The organism is Vibrio sp. 1401, from assembly GCF_033340295.1.
Window position 1 is genome coordinate 1 of record NZ_JAWOWF010000047.1, and the last position, 17,700, is coordinate 17,700.

General features: G+C 45.9%; 15 protein-coding genes. 10 read left to right on the top strand and 5 right to left on the bottom strand.

Features of this window, described 5'->3' with window-relative positions; translation table 11 throughout:
• Positions 1 to 120: 120 nt before the first annotated feature.
• The 3 genes from pfkA to R7Z77_RS19505 form a co-directional block, all read right to left on the bottom strand.
• On the bottom strand, positions 121 to 1,083 hold the full coding sequence (gene pfkA / locus R7Z77_RS19495; protein WP_005381521.1) for a 6-phosphofructokinase: 963 nt from the start codon (positions 1,081 to 1,083) through the stop codon (positions 121 to 123).
• Between the two features lie 283 nt (positions 1,084 to 1,366).
• A complete protein-coding gene (gene fieF, locus R7Z77_RS19500; RefSeq protein ID WP_025768809.1) occupies positions 1,367 to 2,275 on the bottom strand; it encodes a CDF family cation-efflux transporter FieF in 909 nt (302 codons plus the stop codon).
• A gap of 111 nt (positions 2,276 to 2,386) precedes the next feature.
• Positions 2,387 to 2,899 (bottom strand): CpxP family protein, encoded by a 513-nt coding sequence (locus R7Z77_RS19505; RefSeq protein WP_005386388.1) that lies wholly within the window; start codon positions 2,897 to 2,899, stop codon positions 2,387 to 2,389.
• A 190-nt stretch (positions 2,900 to 3,089) separates the two neighbouring features.
• Here R7Z77_RS19505 and R7Z77_RS19510 point away from each other — a divergent pair, with 190 nt between their 5' ends.
• The 4 genes from R7Z77_RS19510 (at position 3,090) to trmL (ending at position 6,572) form a co-directional block, all read left to right on the top strand.
• Positions 3,090 to 3,779: a response regulator gene (locus R7Z77_RS19510; RefSeq protein WP_042523708.1), complete on the top strand. Its 690-nt coding sequence runs from the start codon at positions 3,090 to 3,092 to the stop codon at positions 3,777 to 3,779.
• Positions 3,779 to 5,173, top strand: coding sequence for an envelope stress sensor histidine kinase CpxA (gene cpxA / locus R7Z77_RS19515; RefSeq protein WP_054579327.1), 1,395 nt, complete (start codon positions 3,779 to 3,781; stop codon positions 5,171 to 5,173). The genes R7Z77_RS19510 and cpxA overlap by 1 nt, the downstream gene beginning before the upstream one ends.
• Positions 5,174 to 5,347: 174 nt before the next feature.
• Positions 5,348 to 5,956: a superoxide dismutase gene (locus tag R7Z77_RS19520; RefSeq protein ID WP_318136793.1), complete on the top strand. Its 609-nt coding sequence runs from the start codon at positions 5,348 to 5,350 to the stop codon at positions 5,954 to 5,956.
• A gap of 136 nt (positions 5,957 to 6,092) precedes the next feature.
• Positions 6,093 to 6,572 carry a tRNA (uridine(34)/cytosine(34)/5-carboxymethylaminomethyluridine(34)-2'-O)-methyltransferase TrmL gene (trmL, locus tag R7Z77_RS19525; protein ID WP_025768811.1) on the top strand — a complete coding sequence of 160 codons (480 nt, stop codon included), beginning with the start codon at positions 6,093 to 6,095 and terminating at the stop codon, positions 6,570 to 6,572.
• 61 nt (positions 6,573 to 6,633) lie between these two features.
• Here the strand turns inward: trmL and R7Z77_RS19530 are convergent, their stop codons facing one another.
• Positions 6,634 to 7,161 carry an FxsA family protein gene (locus R7Z77_RS19530; RefSeq protein ID WP_285400550.1) on the bottom strand — a complete coding sequence of 176 codons (528 nt, stop codon included), beginning with the start codon at positions 7,159 to 7,161 and terminating at the stop codon, positions 6,634 to 6,636.
• A 431-nt stretch (positions 7,162 to 7,592) separates the two neighbouring features.
• Between R7Z77_RS19530 and aspA the strand changes: the two genes are divergently transcribed.
• The 4 genes from aspA to R7Z77_RS19550 all read left to right on the top strand — a co-directional run bounded on the left by aspA (position 7,593) and on the right by R7Z77_RS19550 (position 13,346).
• Positions 7,593 to 9,044, top strand: a complete 1,452-nt coding sequence (aspA, locus tag R7Z77_RS19535) for an aspartate ammonia-lyase (RefSeq protein WP_005382379.1) — start codon at positions 7,593 to 7,595, stop codon at positions 9,042 to 9,044.
• A gap of 176 nt (positions 9,045 to 9,220) precedes the next feature.
• Positions 9,221 to 10,528, top strand: a complete 1,308-nt coding sequence (locus R7Z77_RS19540) for an anaerobic C4-dicarboxylate transporter (RefSeq protein WP_005382378.1) — start codon at positions 9,221 to 9,223, stop codon at positions 10,526 to 10,528.
• Positions 10,529 to 10,689: 161 nt separating this feature from the next.
• Positions 10,690 to 12,522, top strand: coding sequence for a protein-disulfide reductase DsbD (locus R7Z77_RS19545; protein WP_062730812.1), 1,833 nt, complete (start codon positions 10,690 to 10,692; stop codon positions 12,520 to 12,522).
• A 194-nt stretch (positions 12,523 to 12,716) separates the two neighbouring features.
• On the top strand, positions 12,717 to 13,346 hold the full coding sequence (locus R7Z77_RS19550; RefSeq protein WP_005382375.1) for a response regulator: 630 nt from the start codon (positions 12,717 to 12,719) through the stop codon (positions 13,344 to 13,346).
• Here the strand turns inward: R7Z77_RS19550 and R7Z77_RS19555 are convergent.
• Positions 13,343 to 15,094: a potassium/proton antiporter gene (locus tag R7Z77_RS19555; protein WP_005382374.1), complete on the bottom strand. Its 1,752-nt coding sequence runs from the start codon at positions 15,092 to 15,094 to the stop codon at positions 13,343 to 13,345. The two genes, R7Z77_RS19550 and R7Z77_RS19555, sit on opposite strands and share 4 nt — an antisense overlap.
• 520 nt (positions 15,095 to 15,614) lie before the next feature.
• Between R7Z77_RS19555 and R7Z77_RS19560 the strand changes: the two genes are divergently transcribed.
• Together R7Z77_RS19560 and R7Z77_RS19565 are read left to right on the top strand one after the other, a co-directional pair.
• Positions 15,615 to 15,878, top strand: coding sequence for a DUF4212 domain-containing protein (locus tag R7Z77_RS19560; protein WP_005382373.1), 264 nt, complete (start codon positions 15,615 to 15,617; stop codon positions 15,876 to 15,878).
• A gap of 12 nt (positions 15,879 to 15,890) precedes the next feature.
• Positions 15,891 to 17,618 carry a sodium:solute symporter family protein gene (locus tag R7Z77_RS19565; protein WP_170890893.1) on the top strand — a complete coding sequence of 576 codons (1,728 nt, stop codon included), beginning with the start codon at positions 15,891 to 15,893 and terminating at the stop codon, positions 17,616 to 17,618.
• Positions 17,619 to 17,700: the final 82 nt, after the last annotated feature.

Below are 17,700 nucleotides of genomic sequence, written 5' to 3' on the forward strand. Positions count from 1 at the left end.
TGAGTAGTTTTACAGGCAAAGCCGAAACGGATGATAACCACCTACTGAAGTAGGTGGTTTAGGGCTGAAAACAAAAAAACCGCGGAAAGCCGCGGTTTTGTTTATCTATTTCAAACTTGCTTAGAACAACTCTTCAGCAACTTTGTATAGATCGTTGCGTACTGGACGCTTCATGTTCTCGATTGCATCGATGATATCGTGGTGAACAAGTTGCTCTTTCACGATACCTACACAACGACCACCATGACCTTCGATCAATAGGTGAACAGCGTAGTTACCCATACGAGATGCTAGTACGCGGTCAAATGCAGTTGGACGACCACCACGTTGGATGTGACCAAGTACTGTTGCACGAGTTTCACGACCTGTCGCGGCTTCGATGTCACGTGCTAGTTCATTAGCATCCATCATTAGCTCAGTAAGCGCGATGATCGCGTGTTTCTTACCTTTAGCGATACCATCTTGGATGTTGCTGATCAGCTTGTCTTTGTCTAGACCAGTTTCCGGAGTGATGATGTATTCACAACCGCCCGCAATTGCAGACATCAGAGTCAAATCACCACAGTGACGGCCCATGATTTCTACAATTGAAATGCGTTGGTGAGATGAAGAAGTATCACGTAAACGGTCGATTGCATCGATAACGGTGTTTAGTGCACTTAGGTAGCCCACAGTGTAATCCGTACCTGCGATATCGTTGTCGATTGTGCCCGGAAGACCGATACATGGGTAACCCATTTCAGTCAGTTTCTTCGCACCCATGTACGAACCATCACCACCGATTACCACTAGTGCATCGATACCATGTTTTTTCAGGTTCTCAATCGCTTTTTCACGAACTTCCACTTGTTTAAATTCAGGGAAACGTGCAGAACCTAGGAACGTACCACCTTTGTTGATCACATCTGAAACGCTAGAACGATCTAGCTTCTCGATGCGGCCTTCGTATAGGCCTAGGTAGCCGTCGTACACACCGAATACTTCCAATCCTTCGGATAGTGCTGTACGTACTACGCCGCGTATCGCAGCGTTCATACCAGGTGCGTCACCGCCACTTGTTAAAACACCGATCTTCTTAATCATGCTCACCCTCGATCTTTGGCAATCAATTATTTAATTTTCTTTTAGGCCCCTTGTTACCAAGCAACCTGCATAATCCAGAACTGTGCGTTATGTTACATTTCCTCTACAGGATTACCAATGAAAACGCACTTTTTTATGTAACTTTTCTACTTATGTAAGAGTATTACAGTTTCTCTATAAAACTTTGTTGATTCATATCAGGATCACGAATCTTAATAAGTATTGATGGAAAGATAGTCAATAAGTACCTGTTTGTCGTCGGGCACTGATGGATTTTTCAAGCCTACCAATCTTGCGCTTTCTGCTCTTTCTCTGGTCCGAAAACGACAGACAATGGATCTTGATGGATCAATACGTCCGCATCAGGAAAAAGAGCCAATAAATTATCTTCCACTTTATCAGCGATGTAATGCGCCTCAATTAATCGTAAGTTATCGTCTAGCTCTAAATGCAACTGTATAAAGCGCGTCGGTCCGGACATTCGCGTGCGTAACTGATGCACGCCCAATACCCCTTTTACGCTCAAACAAGCTTGGTTAATTTGCTCAAGCTCTTCATCGGGCAACTTTCTATCAAGTAAGGTTTGAATCGCTTCGCTTACCATTTTGAAAGCGCTATAAAGAATGAAGACACCAATACCAATCGCAAACACAGCATCCGCTTGAGTCACTCCAAAATAACTGAGCCCCAGAGCAACCATGATCGCAGCATTCATATACAAGTCAGTCTGATAATGCAGAGAATCCGCCGCTATTGCTTGGCTCCCCGTCACGCGAACCACATGTTTTTGGAACATCACCAAGCCAAGTGTGACCACAATCGCAAACAGCGATACATACACACCTAACTCCGGTGCGTGTAAAGCATGTGGGCGGAAAAATCGGTCAATCCCGTTAAGAATCAAAAATACTGCCGAGCCCGAAATAAACATTGCTTGGGCTAGGGCCGCTAAGGACTCAGCTTTACCATGTCCAAACGTATGTTCGCGGTCTGCCGGTTGTAAGGCGTAACGAACCACCACAAGATTCACAACCGAAGCCGCGATATCTAACATGGAGTCAATCAATGACGCCAATAAGCTCACTGAGCCGGTTACCCACCACGTGATGACTTTTACTATCAGAAGAAGCGTCGCCACAATGGTTGCAGTCCAAGCGGCGGTCGTAACTAAACGTGCGTATTGCTGTTTCATAATCAAAGAGTTAACTAAAACCATACGTTGAGTATATTGAATGACCATGAAATAACCAGATCAAAAAGAGGCAACCAATGGCTGCCTCTTTATATAACATCAATTCATGACTTAATTATTGCGCGACTTTTCCATGCGCTTGTGCATTCTGTCGCCACACTCTTGCATACGTTCATTTTGTAGCTCAACAAATTTCGCTTTCTGCTCAGGTGTTAATACGCTAAGCATTTGGTGCTTTCTTTCTAGCATTTGCACGCGACGTTCCGTTTGGCGCTCAACCATCTCTTTTGCTAATTCGCTAGCTTGAGCTTCATCAAAGTTATCCGCCAGCAAAAGCGATTGTACTTTTGCGTGATGCGCTTGACGCTCAGCCATACGTGCTTCTTTGCCATCAGCGAATTTTGCTTTCATTTCTGCTTTGTTTGCTTCACGCATTTCTTTTAGCTGATCTTTTTGTGCATCAGTCAGGTCTAGTTGACGCATGACACCTCGGTCCATACCCATGCCGCATTCGTCACGAGGACCTTTATGATGGTTTTTACCACCGTAAGCGAATGCGCTTGCGGCGCCAAGAGTAAGAGGTAGAACAACAGCAGCTAACACAAGTTTTTTTGCAGACTTCATAATACGATTCCTTACACAGGTGAGTGGTTCTTCTGAGCTGTTCTCACAGCGCTTGAGTATAGAATACGACCCGCTAGGTAAAGCGACGTATAGGGAGCGTAAAGAATCGTAAAGAGTGATTTTTCTCCTCTTCGTTGCGCATCATTCCAATGTAATATTAGGCTATCGGTAACTTACTATAGGTGCCCCCATGGCAAACATTCTTTTAATCGATGACGATATCGAGCTAACTAGCTTATTAAAAGAAGTACTCAGTTTCGAAGGGTTTGAGGTCAGCGAAGCAAATGACGGTGAAGCCGGCTTAGCCGCGATCAATGATAAGATTGATTTGATTTTGTTGGATGTCATGATGCCAAAACTCAATGGCATGGAAACGCTGAAACGCTTACGTGAAAATTGGGAAACTCCCGTCTTGATGCTGACCGCTAAAGGGGAAGAAATTGATCGCGTGATCGGCTTGGAACTGGGCGCGGATGATTATTTACCAAAACCTTTTAGTGACCGAGAGCTGTTAGCGCGAATCCGCGCGATTTTACGCCGCACTAGCAGCACACAAAAAAATACCAAAAACAGCGATTGCATTGAGTATCAAGAAATCCGCCTCTATCCCGGTAAGCAAGAAGCGTATTGTGAGCAACAGTTGCTCGATCTCACGGCAACCGAGTTTGCGCTACTCACCCACTTCGTACAAAACCCAGGACAAGTGCTGACCAAAGAGACACTGAGCTTAGATGTGCTTGGTAAACGACTCGCTGCTTTTGATCGCGCTATCGATATGCATGTCTCGAACTTACGTAAAAAATTACCAGATCAAAGCAATGGTAAGCCGCGAATCAAAACCCTGCGTGGTCGTGGCTACATGCTGCTTGAGGAGGATTAATGCACCTATCACGCATCAAACTGCCAAACATCAATAGCCTGTATGGACGCATCTTTGCCATTTTTTGGTTCACCATGTTATTAGTATTGATAGCCGTGCTATCACTGCCACATTTGGACCCACGCAAAGCTCGCGATATTCCAGAAGAACACTACAAACGTATGGTAGAAACGCGTGACTCAATCCAACAAAAATACAGCCAGCAAACTGATTTAGGCCGCATACTTTTTCGTATCGAGGGCAACCGCCACGGCAAGCACGACCCTCGCCCACGAGTCTTTTTTTCTGACTACAGCGGTAATGTTCTTACGACAGAAAAACGCAGCAATTTTCAATTGCGTGCCATGCAAAACTTTGTCACCAGTATCGAAGATTACAATAATCCAAAGCAGAAGCTGTATGGTCGATACATGATTGCGGGCCCAATTCCTATCACTTTGGCAGGTTCCGATATCTTGATGTACGTGGGCTTCAAGTGGAATGAGCCACCACCTCTACTCCTGCGTCTGTTTGATCACCCATTCCAGCTCTTGCTTGCGGTCATGCTGGTTAGTACACCATTGCTGTTATGGCTTGCTTGGGCTTTGAGTCAGCCTGCACGTCGTCTTGAAGCCGCTGCTCAACGTGTGGCGAAAGGTGAATTTGTCACAGACCCAAATTTAGAAAAAGGTACGGCGGAATTTCGTCAAGCAGGCAGCAGCTTCAACCAGATGGTCGAAGCGGTTAATCAAATGATTTCAGGACAACAACGTTTGCTATCCGATATCTCTCACGAGCTGCGCTCACCTTTAACTCGTCTGCGCATGGCAAGCGCATTAGCGACGCGTAAACAAGGCGAAAGCCCAGAACTGACTCGTATCGATACCGAAGCGCAGCGCTTGGAACAGATGATCAGCGAACTATTAGAGCTTTCTCGCATGCAGGCGAACAGTCATATGACTCGCGAAACACAGCCACTAGAAAGTTTATGGGAAGAAATCATTAAAGATGCGCAGTTTGAAGCAGAGCAAATGGGCAAACAGCTACACTATTCAGAATTACCTAAGCGCAATATTTCCGGTAACCCTAAACTGCTGATGAGTGCGGTGGAAAATATCGTTCGTAACGCCATTTACTACGGAAAAGATGAGGTACAAATCGACATCAAAGCCGATGACGATACGCTTCGTATCACGGTTGACGATAATGGAGAAGGTGTACCAGAAGAGGAACTGGCCGCGATTTTTCGCCCGTTCTATCGCGTTTCCACGGCACGCGATCGCCACTCTGGCGGCACAGGTCTCGGCCTAACCATTACCGAAAGTGCCATTCGCCAGCACAGTGGCACGATCGCAGCCAGCCGAAGTCCTTTAGGCGGATTGCGTATGAGTATCACCTTACCGATCAATTGTTAGTCTCAATTTGATGAACTAACAATAATTCGCACCATATTTCTAGAGTGAGTGATTCACAGCCCCACCCTCACTTTAGAAATTGGTGAGGCTTCTTAGAATACCCTTACAAAGATCAAAGTTGATAATAATTATCGTTAGCATTAAAGTAAATTTTCCAATTAAGGAGGATTTACTATGTCACATACATTTCCCGCTCTGCCTTACCCGTACGATTCACTAGAGCCGTACATCGACGCGAAAACCATGGAAGTGCATTACAGCAAACACCACAAGACGTACTTTGATAAGTTTGTAAATGCCGTTGAAGGGAGCGAGCTCGAAACTCAGTCATTAGACGAGATCTTTGACAATATCTCTAAGCTCAGTCCAGCAGTACGTAATAATGGTGGCGGCTATTACAACCACATCATTTATTGGAATTGCATGTCACCAAACGGTGGCGGAGAGCCTCAAGGCGCGCTTGCTCAAGCAATTAACGATAAATTTGGTAGCTTTGCGCAATTTAAAGAGGCGTTTGCCCAAGCTGCCATCAATACCTTTGGGTCTGGCTTTGCATGGCTGATCGTAAAAGATGGTGAGATTCACATTACGACCACCAGTAATCAAGACAACCCTCTGATGGATGTAGTGGATGTGCGCGGTGAACCAATCCTCGCATTAGACGTGTGGGAGCACGCGTATTACATCAGCTACCAAAACCGTCGCCCAGAATATATTGATGCGTGGTGGAACGTCGTCAACTGGCGAGCAGTTGAAGAAAACTATGCTCACGCTCTCTTATAAAGAGCATCGCTACTTACGGTATTAACATCCGCGCTAATGCCTGCTTTCATACCCAGGTCAATCTTGCTGAATCTCGCATATTTCGGTGACTTGGGTATATACTGCCCCTCTCTTTGACCAACTCTATTTCAATACCATGTTTGATATCGCTTTATACGAACCAGAAATCGCGCCGAACACCGGCAACATCATTCGACTATGCGCCAACTGCGGTGCAAACCTTCACTTAATTGAACCTCTGGGTTTCGATCTTGAAGAGAAAAAAGTCCGCCGCGCTGGTTTGGATTACCATGATTTAGCTCGCGTAACGCGTCATAAAAACTATCAAGCGTTCTTAGAATATTTAGAGAAAGAGAAGCAAGGTAACTACCGATTGTTTGCCTGCACCACCAAAACCACAGGTCACCACGTTGATGCACAATACCAAACGGGTGATGTTTTGATGTTTGGTCCAGAAACTCGTGGTTTGCCTGCTGAAATCATCGATAGCTTGCCAATGGAGCAGCGTATTCGCATTCCAATGATGCCGGACGCACGCAGCCTAAACCTTTCGAATGCCGTTGCGATCATTGCTTTTGAAGCATGGCGTCAAATGGGCTTTGAAGGCGCATTGTAAGCAGCACGAATTCCAAATACAGAAAAGGGCGCTTGGTGCACCCTTTTATTTTCTTTACTGTCTAACTCAATCTGTTGAGCTTGTTGCGATCATCATCGTCTTTACGCTCGTATTCCCCTTCGAAGGTATTGCCATTATCTGACTGGGAATCAAATGGGTCACGACGGAACGGGTCTTGCTCAAATGGCCCCTGGTTAGAGAAACCACCTTGGAAGCCACCGCCATGCATGGTTTTCACCACCATTTTGCTCATCAAGTATTTAGCTATCGCGGCGCGTGGCGCAGGAAGCAACACCAACATACCAAGGGCATCGGTCATAAAGCCCGGGGTTAACAGTAGCACGCCAGCCACCGCTAGCATTACGCCTTCAAAAATTTGCTGGGCTGGAATTTCACCTTGTTCAAGACGCCCCTGTACTGACATCAGTGTTTGTATACCTTGGCTACGAACCAACGATGCACCAACAAATGCCGTGATTAAGACTAGTGCAATGGTCGGCCATAAACCTAAAAAGCCGCCCACCTGAATAAATAAGCCGATTTCAATGATCGGAACAAAAATAAACGCTAATAATAAGATAGGAAACACACGCCCTCCTTTGTTTAATTCAGTGTAATGGTAAAAGCAGACTAAGCTCAAACGAATCGTTGTAAAAAAGCGTGTTCATACTGGTCTCCTTCTCTTTTAGACAAAGTAGCGGGAGCGCGTTTCATTCAATTGCATACCGATTTTTTCGTGCTTTTAAAGTGCTAATTTCGAACTCTAAAAACTCATGTTTGTCGAGGAAAATCGAGTACCCATAAAGGGTTATTAATAACCCGTTCATACTTTGCAAATTATTGACTCATGAAAAACGAAAAAGGTGATCTAGTTACTATTTTTATGCGCTAGGTGCAGTATCATGTGCCACATAAGTCAGGACGGATTTTCCAGCCAAAAATTCTGATGAATGGATTCTAGATTGCAGAAATGGCTAATAAATAACTTTATTATCAGAATTATCATCTAAGGATCCTGCTATGGCTACCCTATCTGATGCTCCAAAAACAGCAAACCCAGCCACTCGTATTGAAGAAGATCTATTAGGTCAACGTCATGTCCCTGCAGATGCGTACTACGGTATTCATACGCTACGTGCGATCGAGAACTTCAACATCTCCAATATGACCATCTCTGACGTACCAGAATTTGTACGCGGCATGGTAATGACCAAAAAAGCAGCAGCGTTAGCAAACAAAGAACTTGGCGCTATTCCAAAAGACGTTGCAAACTACATCATCGAAGCGTGTGATTTGATCCTAGAAACTGGCAAGTGTATGGATCAGTTCCCATCAGACGTATTCCAAGGCGGTGCAGGCACTTCAGTTAACATGAACACGAACGAAGTGATCGCAAACGTTGCGCTTGAGTTGATGGGTAAAGAGAAAGGCCAATACGAATTTGTTAACCCAAATGACCATGTAAACAAGAGCCAATCAACCAACTGTGCGTACCCAACAGGTTTCCGTATTGCGGTATACAACAGCGTACATAAGCTAATGGAAGCAATTGAGTACCTAAAAGGCGCATTCGAACTTAAAGCCGTTGAGTTTAAAGATGTACTGAAAATGGGCCGTACTCAGCTTCAAGACGCAGTACCAATGACAGTAGGTCAAGAGTTCCATGCGTGGGCGGTAACACTAAACGAAGAGATTCGTGCTCTAGATTACACATCTAAACTCCTCCTAGAAATCAACCTAGGCGCAACCGCAATCGGTACTGGTCTAAATACACCAACTGGCTACCAAGCACTTGCAGTAAAACACCTAGCGGAAGTAACAGGCCTTGACGTTGTTGCAGCAGAAGACCTTATCGAAGCAACGTCTGACTGTGGTGCATACGTAATGACTCACGGCGCGCTAAAACGCCTAGCAGTGAAACTATCGAAGATCTGTAACGACCTTCGTCTACTTTCTTCTGGTCCTCGTGCGGGTCTAAATGAATTGAACCTACCTGAAATGCAAGCAGGCTCTTCAATCATGCCAGCTAAAGTAAACCCAGTTATCCCAGAAGTAGTAAACCAAGTTTGCTTCAAAGTTCTCGGTAACGACAACACGGTTTCTTTCGCAGCAGAAGGCGGTCAGCTACAGCTAAATGTAATGGAACCAGTTATCGCACAAAGTGTGTTTGAGTCTATCTCTCTACTACACAACGCGTGTGTGAACCTACGTGATAAATGTATCGACGGCATCACTGTGAACAAAGAAGTTTGCGAAAACTACGTTTACAACTCTATCGGTATCGTCACTTACCTAAACCCATACATCGGCCACCACGAAGGTGACATCGTAGGTAAGATTTGTGCGGAAACTGGTAAAAGTGTTCGTGAAGTCGTGCTAGAGCGCGGTCTGCTTACAGCAGAGGAGCTTGATGAAATCTTGTCAGTAGAAAACTTCATGCATCCTACTTACAAAGCAAAACGTTACGAGTAATAACGAATCCGAAGGGGGCCACTCAGGCCCCTTTTTTAGGCTCTCATACGGTTAACCACATTTTTTATATGCTTTTATTGCCGCTAAACCACTAGGTTCTCATTCTCTGAGCATTTACTCCTGTTCCTGAGTGTTCAAAAAATCAGAATCAAATAAAAAACTAAAGAGGTATCAATATGGTCATGGTCGAACTCTTCGTGGTTCTGCTCTTCATCTATTTGGGGGCAAGAATCGGTGGTATCGGCATTGGTTTTGCCGGTGGTGCAGGGGTCATTGCGTTGTCTTTGATCTTGGGCGTACCAACAAGCCAAGCTTACATTCCCGTTGACGTAATTTTGATCATCATGTCTGTAATCACCGCTATCGCAGCAATGCAAGTAGCTGGTGGTTTAGACTGGATGGTGCAAGTTGCTGAAAACTTTTTGCGCAAGCATCCTGAGCGCATCACCTTTTATGCGCCTATCGTAACTTACCTAATGACATTAATGGCGGGTACTGGCCACACGGCATTCTCTACTTTGCCAGTGATTGCAGAAGTAGCGAAAGGCCAAGGCGTGCGCCCTTCTCGTCCACTGTCTATCGCGGTCGTAGCATCGCAAATCGCTATCACCGCATCACCAATCTCAGCGGCTGTTGTAGCGTTCGCGGCAATGCTGCACCCATTTGGCGTTGACTACCTAACACTACTAGCAATCTGTATCCCAACGACGTTCATCGCGTGCATGATCGGTGCGTTCGTGGCGAACTTCATGGGCTGTGAGCTAAAAGACGATGCTGAATACCAAGAGCGTCTAGAAAAAGGCTTAATCAAGCTAAATACAGAAGCAAAACGCGAAATCCTACCAACAGCGAAGAAAGCGACATTCATCTTCCTAGGCGCAATCGCATTTGTCGTGTGTTACGCAGCAGCAATTTCTGGCTCTGTTGGCCTTATCGAGAACCCTGCTCTAGGCCGTAACGAAGCTATCATGACGGTAATGCTAGCAGCTGCGGCAGCTATCGTAATGAGCTGTAAAATCGATGCTGGCAAAATCCCAGCAGCAGCAACATTCCGCTCTGGTATGACAGCGTGTGTGTGTGTTCTTGGTGTGGCATGGCTAGGTTCTACGTTCGTTAACGCGCACGTTGACGGCATCAAAGAAGTTGCGGGTGCGCTACTAGCAGACTACCCATGGATGCTAGCACTTGTTCTATTCTTCGCTTCAATGCTGCTTTACTCTCAAGGTGCAACCACGGTTGCGCTAATGCCAGCAGCACTTGCTATCGGTGTGGCACCACTTACCGCAGTTGCATCTTTCGCAGCAGTAAGTGCGCTATTCGTACTGCCAACTTACCCAACGCTACTTGCCGCGGTTGAGATGGACGACACGGGTTCAACTCGTATCGGTAAGTACGTATTCAACCACCCATTCTTTGTACCTGGTGTGGTAACCATCGCTTCTGCGGTAGCACTTGGCTTCGCATTCGGTGGTCTACTGATCTAGTAGAAACAGAGTCTTACTCGGGGAGCTTCGGCTCCCTTTTTTATTGCCTGTTGTCTTGATTTATGCTCAATAAATCTTCATTTTCATGAAACTTATTGACTCGCCTCCGGGTCTGATTGAGTTACACTAACGGCAATTATCTAAGATGAATTGACTCTTTTATGCGCGCATTACTTTCCGTTTTACTCTTAGGGCTCATTACCTTTTCCACTCCGTCTTTAGCTTTATTTGGCAAAGACCAGTTTAACAGTAGCCAGAACAACAGTTTTGGTAGCAGCAGCGACAGCTTTGTTCCAGTTGATCAGGCGTTTCCATTTAACTTCTACCAGCAAGATGACAAATTGATGCTCGATTGGCAGGTACGTGACGGGTACTACCTATATCAAGAGCGCTTGTCTGTAGCTGGTGAGAAAGTATCGCTAGGCGAACTGCAAATGGAAGACGGCACACCGCATAAAGATGAATTCTTTGGTGACGTGCATATCTATACTCAACCTCTCTTCGTTAATGTACCAATGCATGATTGGCAAGACGGTGCGCGCGTGGTGGTGCAATACCAAGGTTGTGCGAAAGCAGGCTTCTGTTACCCGCCAGAAACTCGCGTGATTCCTATCAACGCGTTTACTTCGTCGAACTCAGATTCAACAACGGCGACAACTGCATCAAAAGCAGAACAGGCACCAACAGCAACGCCACCAGCGGCGCAATCATCTACGTCTGGTGACACACCATCAGCGCCAGTAACACAGCAAGATAGCCTTGCAGCCAACCTTGCTGATAACTGGTGGACACCACTTCTGTTCTTGGCGCTTGGTGTGGGCTTGGCGTTTACACCTTGTGTGCTGCCGATGTACCCAATTCTGACCAGCATAGTGCTTGGCAGTGGCAAACTAAGCCAACGCCGCGCGCTAGGCTTGTCATTCGTCTACGTGCAAGGCATGGCGCTGACTTACACCCTACTCGGCCTTGTGGTGGCATCTGCAGGTATGCAGTTCCAAGCGGCAATGCAACACCCTTATGTGCTGATTGGTTTGAGCGTACTGTTCATCGCACTCGCTTTGTCTATGTTTGGTCTGTACTCATTGCAGCTACCAAGCAGCGTTCAAACGTGGTTAAACAACCTCAGCAACAAACAGCAAGGCGGCAGCAGTGCTGGCGTGTTTGCAATGGGGGCAATATCTGGCTTGGTGTGCTCACCATGTACCACGGCACCTCTATCTGGTGCGCTACTTTACGTGGCACAAAGCGGCGATTTGCTTACCGGTGGTATCGCGTTATACGCGCTGGCGATGGGCATGGGTATTCCGCTGATTCTTGTTGCGGTCTTCGGCAACAAACTGCTACCAAAAGCAGGTGGTTGGATGGACCGAGTGAAAACACTCTTCGGCTTTATTCTGCTTGCCGCACCTATCTTCTTACTAGAACGTATCATGCCAGAAATGTGGTCAACGATTCTGTGGTCAGCACTGGGTATTGCTGCTTTTGGTTGGCTATACCACATCAAAAACAGTCTAGAGTTTGGTGGCTGGAAACAAAGTGCCGTGGGCATAATCGCCGTCTTAGGTTTGCTAGCCTCAGCACAACCTATCTTAAATTACTGGTTTGGCAACAGCACAACACAAACTCAGCAAGCCACTGTTAGCTTTACTCGCATTGCTAACGTGGCGGAGCTTGAAGAACAACTGGCACTTGCGAAAGCGGCAGGTAAACCCGTCATGCTCGATTTCTACGCCGATTGGTGTGTAGCATGTAAAGAGTTTGAAAAGTACACCTTCCATGACCCAAGCGTCGAAGCCAAACTGCAAGACTTCGTTCTTCTGCAAGCGGACGTGACCAAAAACCAAGTGCAAGACATCGAACTACTGAAGCACATGAGTGTGCTTGGTTTACCAACAATTGAGTTTTGGGATGCCAGTGGTGAACACGTTTCAAACGCTCGTTTGACGGGCTTTATGCAAGCCGAGCCTTTCTTAGAGCATATCAAGCAGTTCTGATAACCAGATATTCAAACGCCAGTGATGTCCACTGGCGTTTTTTATTGCTCAGATTTGAATAAGAACATTGCGTTTATATGCAATTTTCCTAATAAAAGTCGATTTGGTTCAGACTTTTAGCGAATAAATATTGTCCACTCTCTCAAAGCTGGACAATAATAAATTTAACGAAATAGTCAAAAGTGTTTAACGTCATGGATTCGACCTACACCATCATTATTGCAGATGATCACCCACTCTTCCGGAATGCCTTGTTTCAATCTATCCACATGGCTATTAGTGGTGCAAATTTGCTGGAAGCGGACTCACTCGACGCACTTCTGGCTTTGTTAGAACGAGAGGAAGAGCCAGATTTAGTGCTATTGGACCTCAAAATGCCAGGAGCAAATGGTATGTCTGGCTTGATTCATTTGCGAGCAGAGCATCCAGATTTACCTATCGTCGTCGTTTCAGCGAGTGAAGAGCCGGCGATCGTGACGCAGGTGAAAAGCCATGGTGCATTTGGTTTTATTCCCAAGTCCAGCGACATGCGCGAATTAGTGAACGCGCTCAATCAAGTGCTGAATGGCGACCCATACTTCCCTGAAGGGTTGATCACCAATAACGCGGCATGTAATGACTTAGCGGAAAAGATTGCTGCGCTAACACCGCAGCAATATAAAGTGTTGGGAATGTTGTCCGATGGCTTGCTGAACAAGCAAATCGCTTACGAATTGAATGTTTCAGAAGCCACCATAAAAGCGCACATGACAGCGATTTTCCGTAAGCTCGGTGTAAAGAACCGCACGCAAGCCGTGATTATGCTGACGGAAATGAGCGACTAGATTGACGTCTTATCGTCAGACTTACTTTTTTCGTTTGGCAATCGGATACCGACTTTAGTGACCTGCTGATCAACAACATCAGCGACGATCCAATGCAAACCTTGCCACTCGAAATGGTCTCCCAATACTGGCGTGCTACCTAATTGCTCTTCGACAAGGTTTCTCAAACTTTTATCCAGCGGTTCATCCCCCAGATTCAAACCATACATCACGGCAATATCGGCAAGCTTCACTTCAATATCGAGGAAGAAGTCACCGAAGAATCGCGCTAGCGACGCTTTCTCTGGGGCTTCACTAAACAGTAAGCTCAGTGCATCTAAATCCTTTTCTTGTGCTAATACACACAAGGTATCATCTTCCTCAAGACGCGTACTGCCGGATGGGTGCAATAGCTCTTTACTGCGAAATACAGCGGCGATACGCGTTCCTTCCGGCATCGAAAGACTACGTAATGGCTCACCAATGCACCATTTATCTGCTTTAAGTCTATAGATAAACAGCTCCCACTCACTGGTCGGGTAAATCTCTACACCCGTACGCGAAATTGGCTCAGGCTTAGAAGGTAGCTCGACCTTTGCAAGAGACATCGCCTTAGTCAACGTGCCCCCTTGTACTATCAAAGACACCATTACTACAAAGAATGCCAAATTGAAGTACAGTTGAGCATCTGGCAACCCTGCCATCATCGGAAATACCGCGAGGATGATAGGTACAGCACCACGCAGTCCTACCCAAGAGACAAACCACTTTTCACGTGGCGTGAAACTCTTGAATGGCAGTAAACCAATCCAAACAGAGATTGGTCGGGCAAACAAAATCATCCCGAAAGCAAGCGCAAGACCTGGCAACGCAATAGAGAGTAAATTGGATGGCGTAACCAACAAACCAAGCACCAAGAACATACCAATTTGAGCTAGCCACGTCATACCATCTAAAACATGAAGAATAGAGTGGCGGCTGCGTGTTGGACGGTTACCTAATAAAAGACCAACAAGGTAAATCGACAAAATACCACTGCCACCCAAAGTGTTAGATAAAGCGAAAATAAGCAAGCCACCACTGACCGTTAAAATAGAATACAGCCCATCTGGTAATTGATTGCGATTGATAACTTTCCATAAGATCCAGCCACCAGCGAAGCCAAGTAACGCGCCAATACCAAACTGCTTAAGAAAACTGAACGCCAAAAAGCCCGCACTTAAATCTGCGCCAGGGTTCGCTAAAATAGCAATCAGAGTTACGGTCAGAAACACCGCCATTGGGTCATTGGTGCCGGATTCAATTTCCAGCGTTGAACCAACACGTTCGTTCAGGCTACGACCTTTGAGTAGAGAGAAGACCGCGGCAGCATCGGTGGAACCAACAATCGCACCAACCAATATGCCTTGCAATAAATCTAAGTCGAATAACCACGTTGCCATCAGCCCGGTCAAAATGGTGGTGATCGCAACGCCAAATGTCGCCAAAGAGACCGAGGGCCATAACGCAACCCTAAAGCTGGCGACCCGCGTTCTCATCCCACCATCAAGCAAAATGATGGCTAATGCGAGGTTACTAACCAAATAAGCGATGGAAAAGTTATCGAATAAAATGCCGCCTAAGCCGTCTTCCCCCGCCAGCATTCCAACGGCTAAAAATACCAAAAGAATTGGGATCCCCAACTTAGAAGACACTGGGCTTAAAAGAACGCTAAGTGCGATTAACAACGCACCTATTAGAAAAAAACTGTTAATGGTGTCTGCGTCCATTCTCACCCTCCCTTAATGAAAAACGATAATAATTGTGATGAGCAAGGCTACTTCGTTAATGAGGTAATGCCCTAATCTGCCTCCCCTTTACACCGTCTCAAAATGCGAGGTTGTACGAGAATGACTCAGTTATATTACTTTATTGTGCGTTAAAACGGTGATTTGATGCGAAAACTTTATGTAAATAAATTACTTGTGAGCTTTCTTATCTACGCCTTATCTCTTTAAGAGCCACAAGATCACCACCAATATTTACACAGCATCTCCAAATTCAATGAAGAAAAGATTAATGGCCCGTCTTAATCATGCTTGTTTATCCAATCAACCTTTAGACCTTTGGCTAACTTAACAGTTTATTAACATAACATTTTACCCCTTTATTCGCTGCAAAAGCCCATAGCATGGAGATTCTTCATTTTTAACACCCCGACTAAAGTTGAAAAGAGTTATTGCCAACACCTTGCTAATGTACATATTGAAACATTTCATTAACAACAATACCAATCGTAAGGAGACGGCAATGGCATTTGAAAGCGAAGAAAGAGCCAAAGCCTATTGGGACAAAAACGTGAAGCTCATGATCGGCCTAATGGTCATCTGGTTCGTCGTGTCTTTCGGCTGCGGCATTTTATTTGTCGACGTACTAAATCAATTTCAACTAGGCGGCTACAAACTCGGTTTCTGGTTTGCTCAACAAGGCTCCATCTATGCCTTCCTAGGAATTATTTTCTATTACGCATGGAAGATGCGCCAAATTGACCGTGAATTCGGCGTGGACGAATAAGGAGTCACTCAGATGGATTTGAAAACTATTACCTACCTGGTCGTTGGCGCCACGTTCATCCTGTACATCGGGATTGCTATTTGGGCTCGCGCCGGATCAACCAAAGAGTTTTATGTTGCTGGTGGCGGTGTAAACCCGATTGCAAACGGTATGGCAACCGCAGCCGATTGGATGTCCGCAGCGTCGTTTATCTCAATGGCAGGCTTAATTGCCTTCATGGGCTATGGCGGCTCAGTATTTCTAATGGGTTGGACTGGTGGCTACGTTCTGCTTGCGCTGTTGCTAGCGCCTTACCTACGCAAATTTGGTAAGTTTACGGTGCCAGAGTTTGTTGGTGAACGCTTTTACTCCAACACAGCACGTATCGTAGCGGTTGTTTGTCTTATCATCGCATCAGTGACTTATGTTATCGGTCAGATGAAAGGCGTGGGCGTTGCGTTTGGTCGCTTCTTAGAAGTGGATTACTCCACCGGCCTATTAATTGGTATGTGTATCGTTTTCATGTACGCGGTTCTTGGCGGCATGAAAGGCATCACTTACACGCAGATTGCTCAATATTGCGTACTCATTCTTGCTTACACTATCCCTGCAATCTTTATCTCTCTGCAACTCACTGGTAACCCAATCCCACAAATTGGTCTGGGGAGTACCATGGCTGGTACCGATGTCTATCTACTCGATCGGCTTGACCAAGTTGTGACCGAACTCGGATTCAGTGAATACACGACCCAAGTACGTGGCGACACACTTAATATGTTTGTCTACACCATGTCACTGATGATTGGTACTGCCGGTCTACCACACGTAATTATCCGTTTCTTTACCGTGCCGAAGGTTCGCGACGCACGTACATCAGCAGGCTGGGCTCTGATCTTCATCGCAATCCTTTACACTACAGCACCAGCGGTATCAGCGATGGCTCGTCTCAACCTAATGAATACGGTAAATCCAGCTCCGGGTCAGCACCTAGCGTATGACGAGCGTCCTGCGTGGTTCAAAAACTGGGAAACAACTGGACTACTCGGTTTTGACGATAAAAATGGCGATGGCAATATCCAATACACTTCAGATGCGTCCACCAACGAACTGCGCGTTGATAACGACATCATGGTATTGGCTAACCCAGAGATCGCTAAACTACCAAACTGGGTGATTGCACTTGTGGCAGCAGGTGGTCTTGCAGCTGCACTATCTACCGCAGCAGGTTTACTACTCGCCATTTCTTCAGCTATTTCCCATGACTTAATCAAAGGGGTTATCAATCCGCACATATCCGAGAAAAAAGAGCTACTTGCTAGTCGAATATCAATGGCAGTAGCGATAGCAGCCGCAGGCTATCTCGGTTTAAATCCGCCTGGATTTGCCGCAGGTACGGTAGCACTCGCCTTTGGTCTTGCCGCTTCATCCATCTTCCCTGCATTGATGATGGGCATCTTCAGCAAGAGCATCAACAAAGAAGGCGCAATCGCCGGTATGATTGCGGGTATCAGTATTACGCTGTTCTACGTATTCCAACACAAAGGCATCCTTTTCGTTGCTGATTGGAAATATCTAGAAAGCTGGGGAACAAACTGGTTCCTGGGTATTGAGCCAAACGCGTTTGGTGCTATTGGCGCACTATTTAACTTCATCGTCGCATTCGCTGTATCCAAAGTAACAGCAGAAACGCCACAAGAAGTAAAAGACCTAGTCGAACACGTTCGCGTGCCAGTAGGTGCTGGTAGTGCAGTGGATCACTAAAAACTAATCAAAACCACAAAAGCCCCGTTTGGAACCAGCCGTCCGGGGCTTTTTTATTCTCACTTTTCAGTTACCATATTCG

Coding starts and splice junctions, on each gene's coding strand:
- pfkA (WP_005381521.1), bottom strand. CDS start 1,083: ATGATTAAGAAGATCGGTGTTTTAACAAGTGGCGGTGACGCACCTGGT.
- fieF (WP_025768809.1), bottom strand. CDS start 2,275: ATGAAACAGCAATACGCACGTTTAGTTACGACCGCCGCTTGGACTGCA.
- R7Z77_RS19505 (WP_005386388.1), bottom strand. CDS start 2,899: ATGAAGTCTGCAAAAAAACTTGTGTTAGCTGCTGTTGTTCTACCTCTT.
- R7Z77_RS19510 (WP_042523708.1), top strand. CDS start 3,090: ATGGCAAACATTCTTTTAATCGATGACGATATCGAGCTAACTAGCTTA.
- cpxA (WP_054579327.1), top strand. CDS start 3,779: ATGCACCTATCACGCATCAAACTGCCAAACATCAATAGCCTGTATGGA.
- R7Z77_RS19520 (WP_318136793.1), top strand. CDS start 5,348: ATGTCACATACATTTCCCGCTCTGCCTTACCCGTACGATTCACTAGAG.
- trmL (WP_025768811.1), top strand. CDS start 6,093: ATGTTTGATATCGCTTTATACGAACCAGAAATCGCGCCGAACACCGGC.
- aspA (WP_005382379.1), top strand. CDS start 7,593: ATGGCTACCCTATCTGATGCTCCAAAAACAGCAAACCCAGCCACTCGT.
- R7Z77_RS19540 (WP_005382378.1), top strand. CDS start 9,221: ATGGTCATGGTCGAACTCTTCGTGGTTCTGCTCTTCATCTATTTGGGG.
- R7Z77_RS19545 (WP_062730812.1), top strand. CDS start 10,690: ATGCGCGCATTACTTTCCGTTTTACTCTTAGGGCTCATTACCTTTTCC.
- R7Z77_RS19550 (WP_005382375.1), top strand. CDS start 12,717: ATGGATTCGACCTACACCATCATTATTGCAGATGATCACCCACTCTTC.
- R7Z77_RS19555 (WP_005382374.1), bottom strand. CDS start 15,094: ATGGACGCAGACACCATTAACAGTTTTTTTCTAATAGGTGCGTTGTTA.
- R7Z77_RS19560 (WP_005382373.1), top strand. CDS start 15,615: ATGGCATTTGAAAGCGAAGAAAGAGCCAAAGCCTATTGGGACAAAAAC.
- R7Z77_RS19565 (WP_170890893.1), top strand. CDS start 15,891: ATGGATTTGAAAACTATTACCTACCTGGTCGTTGGCGCCACGTTCATC.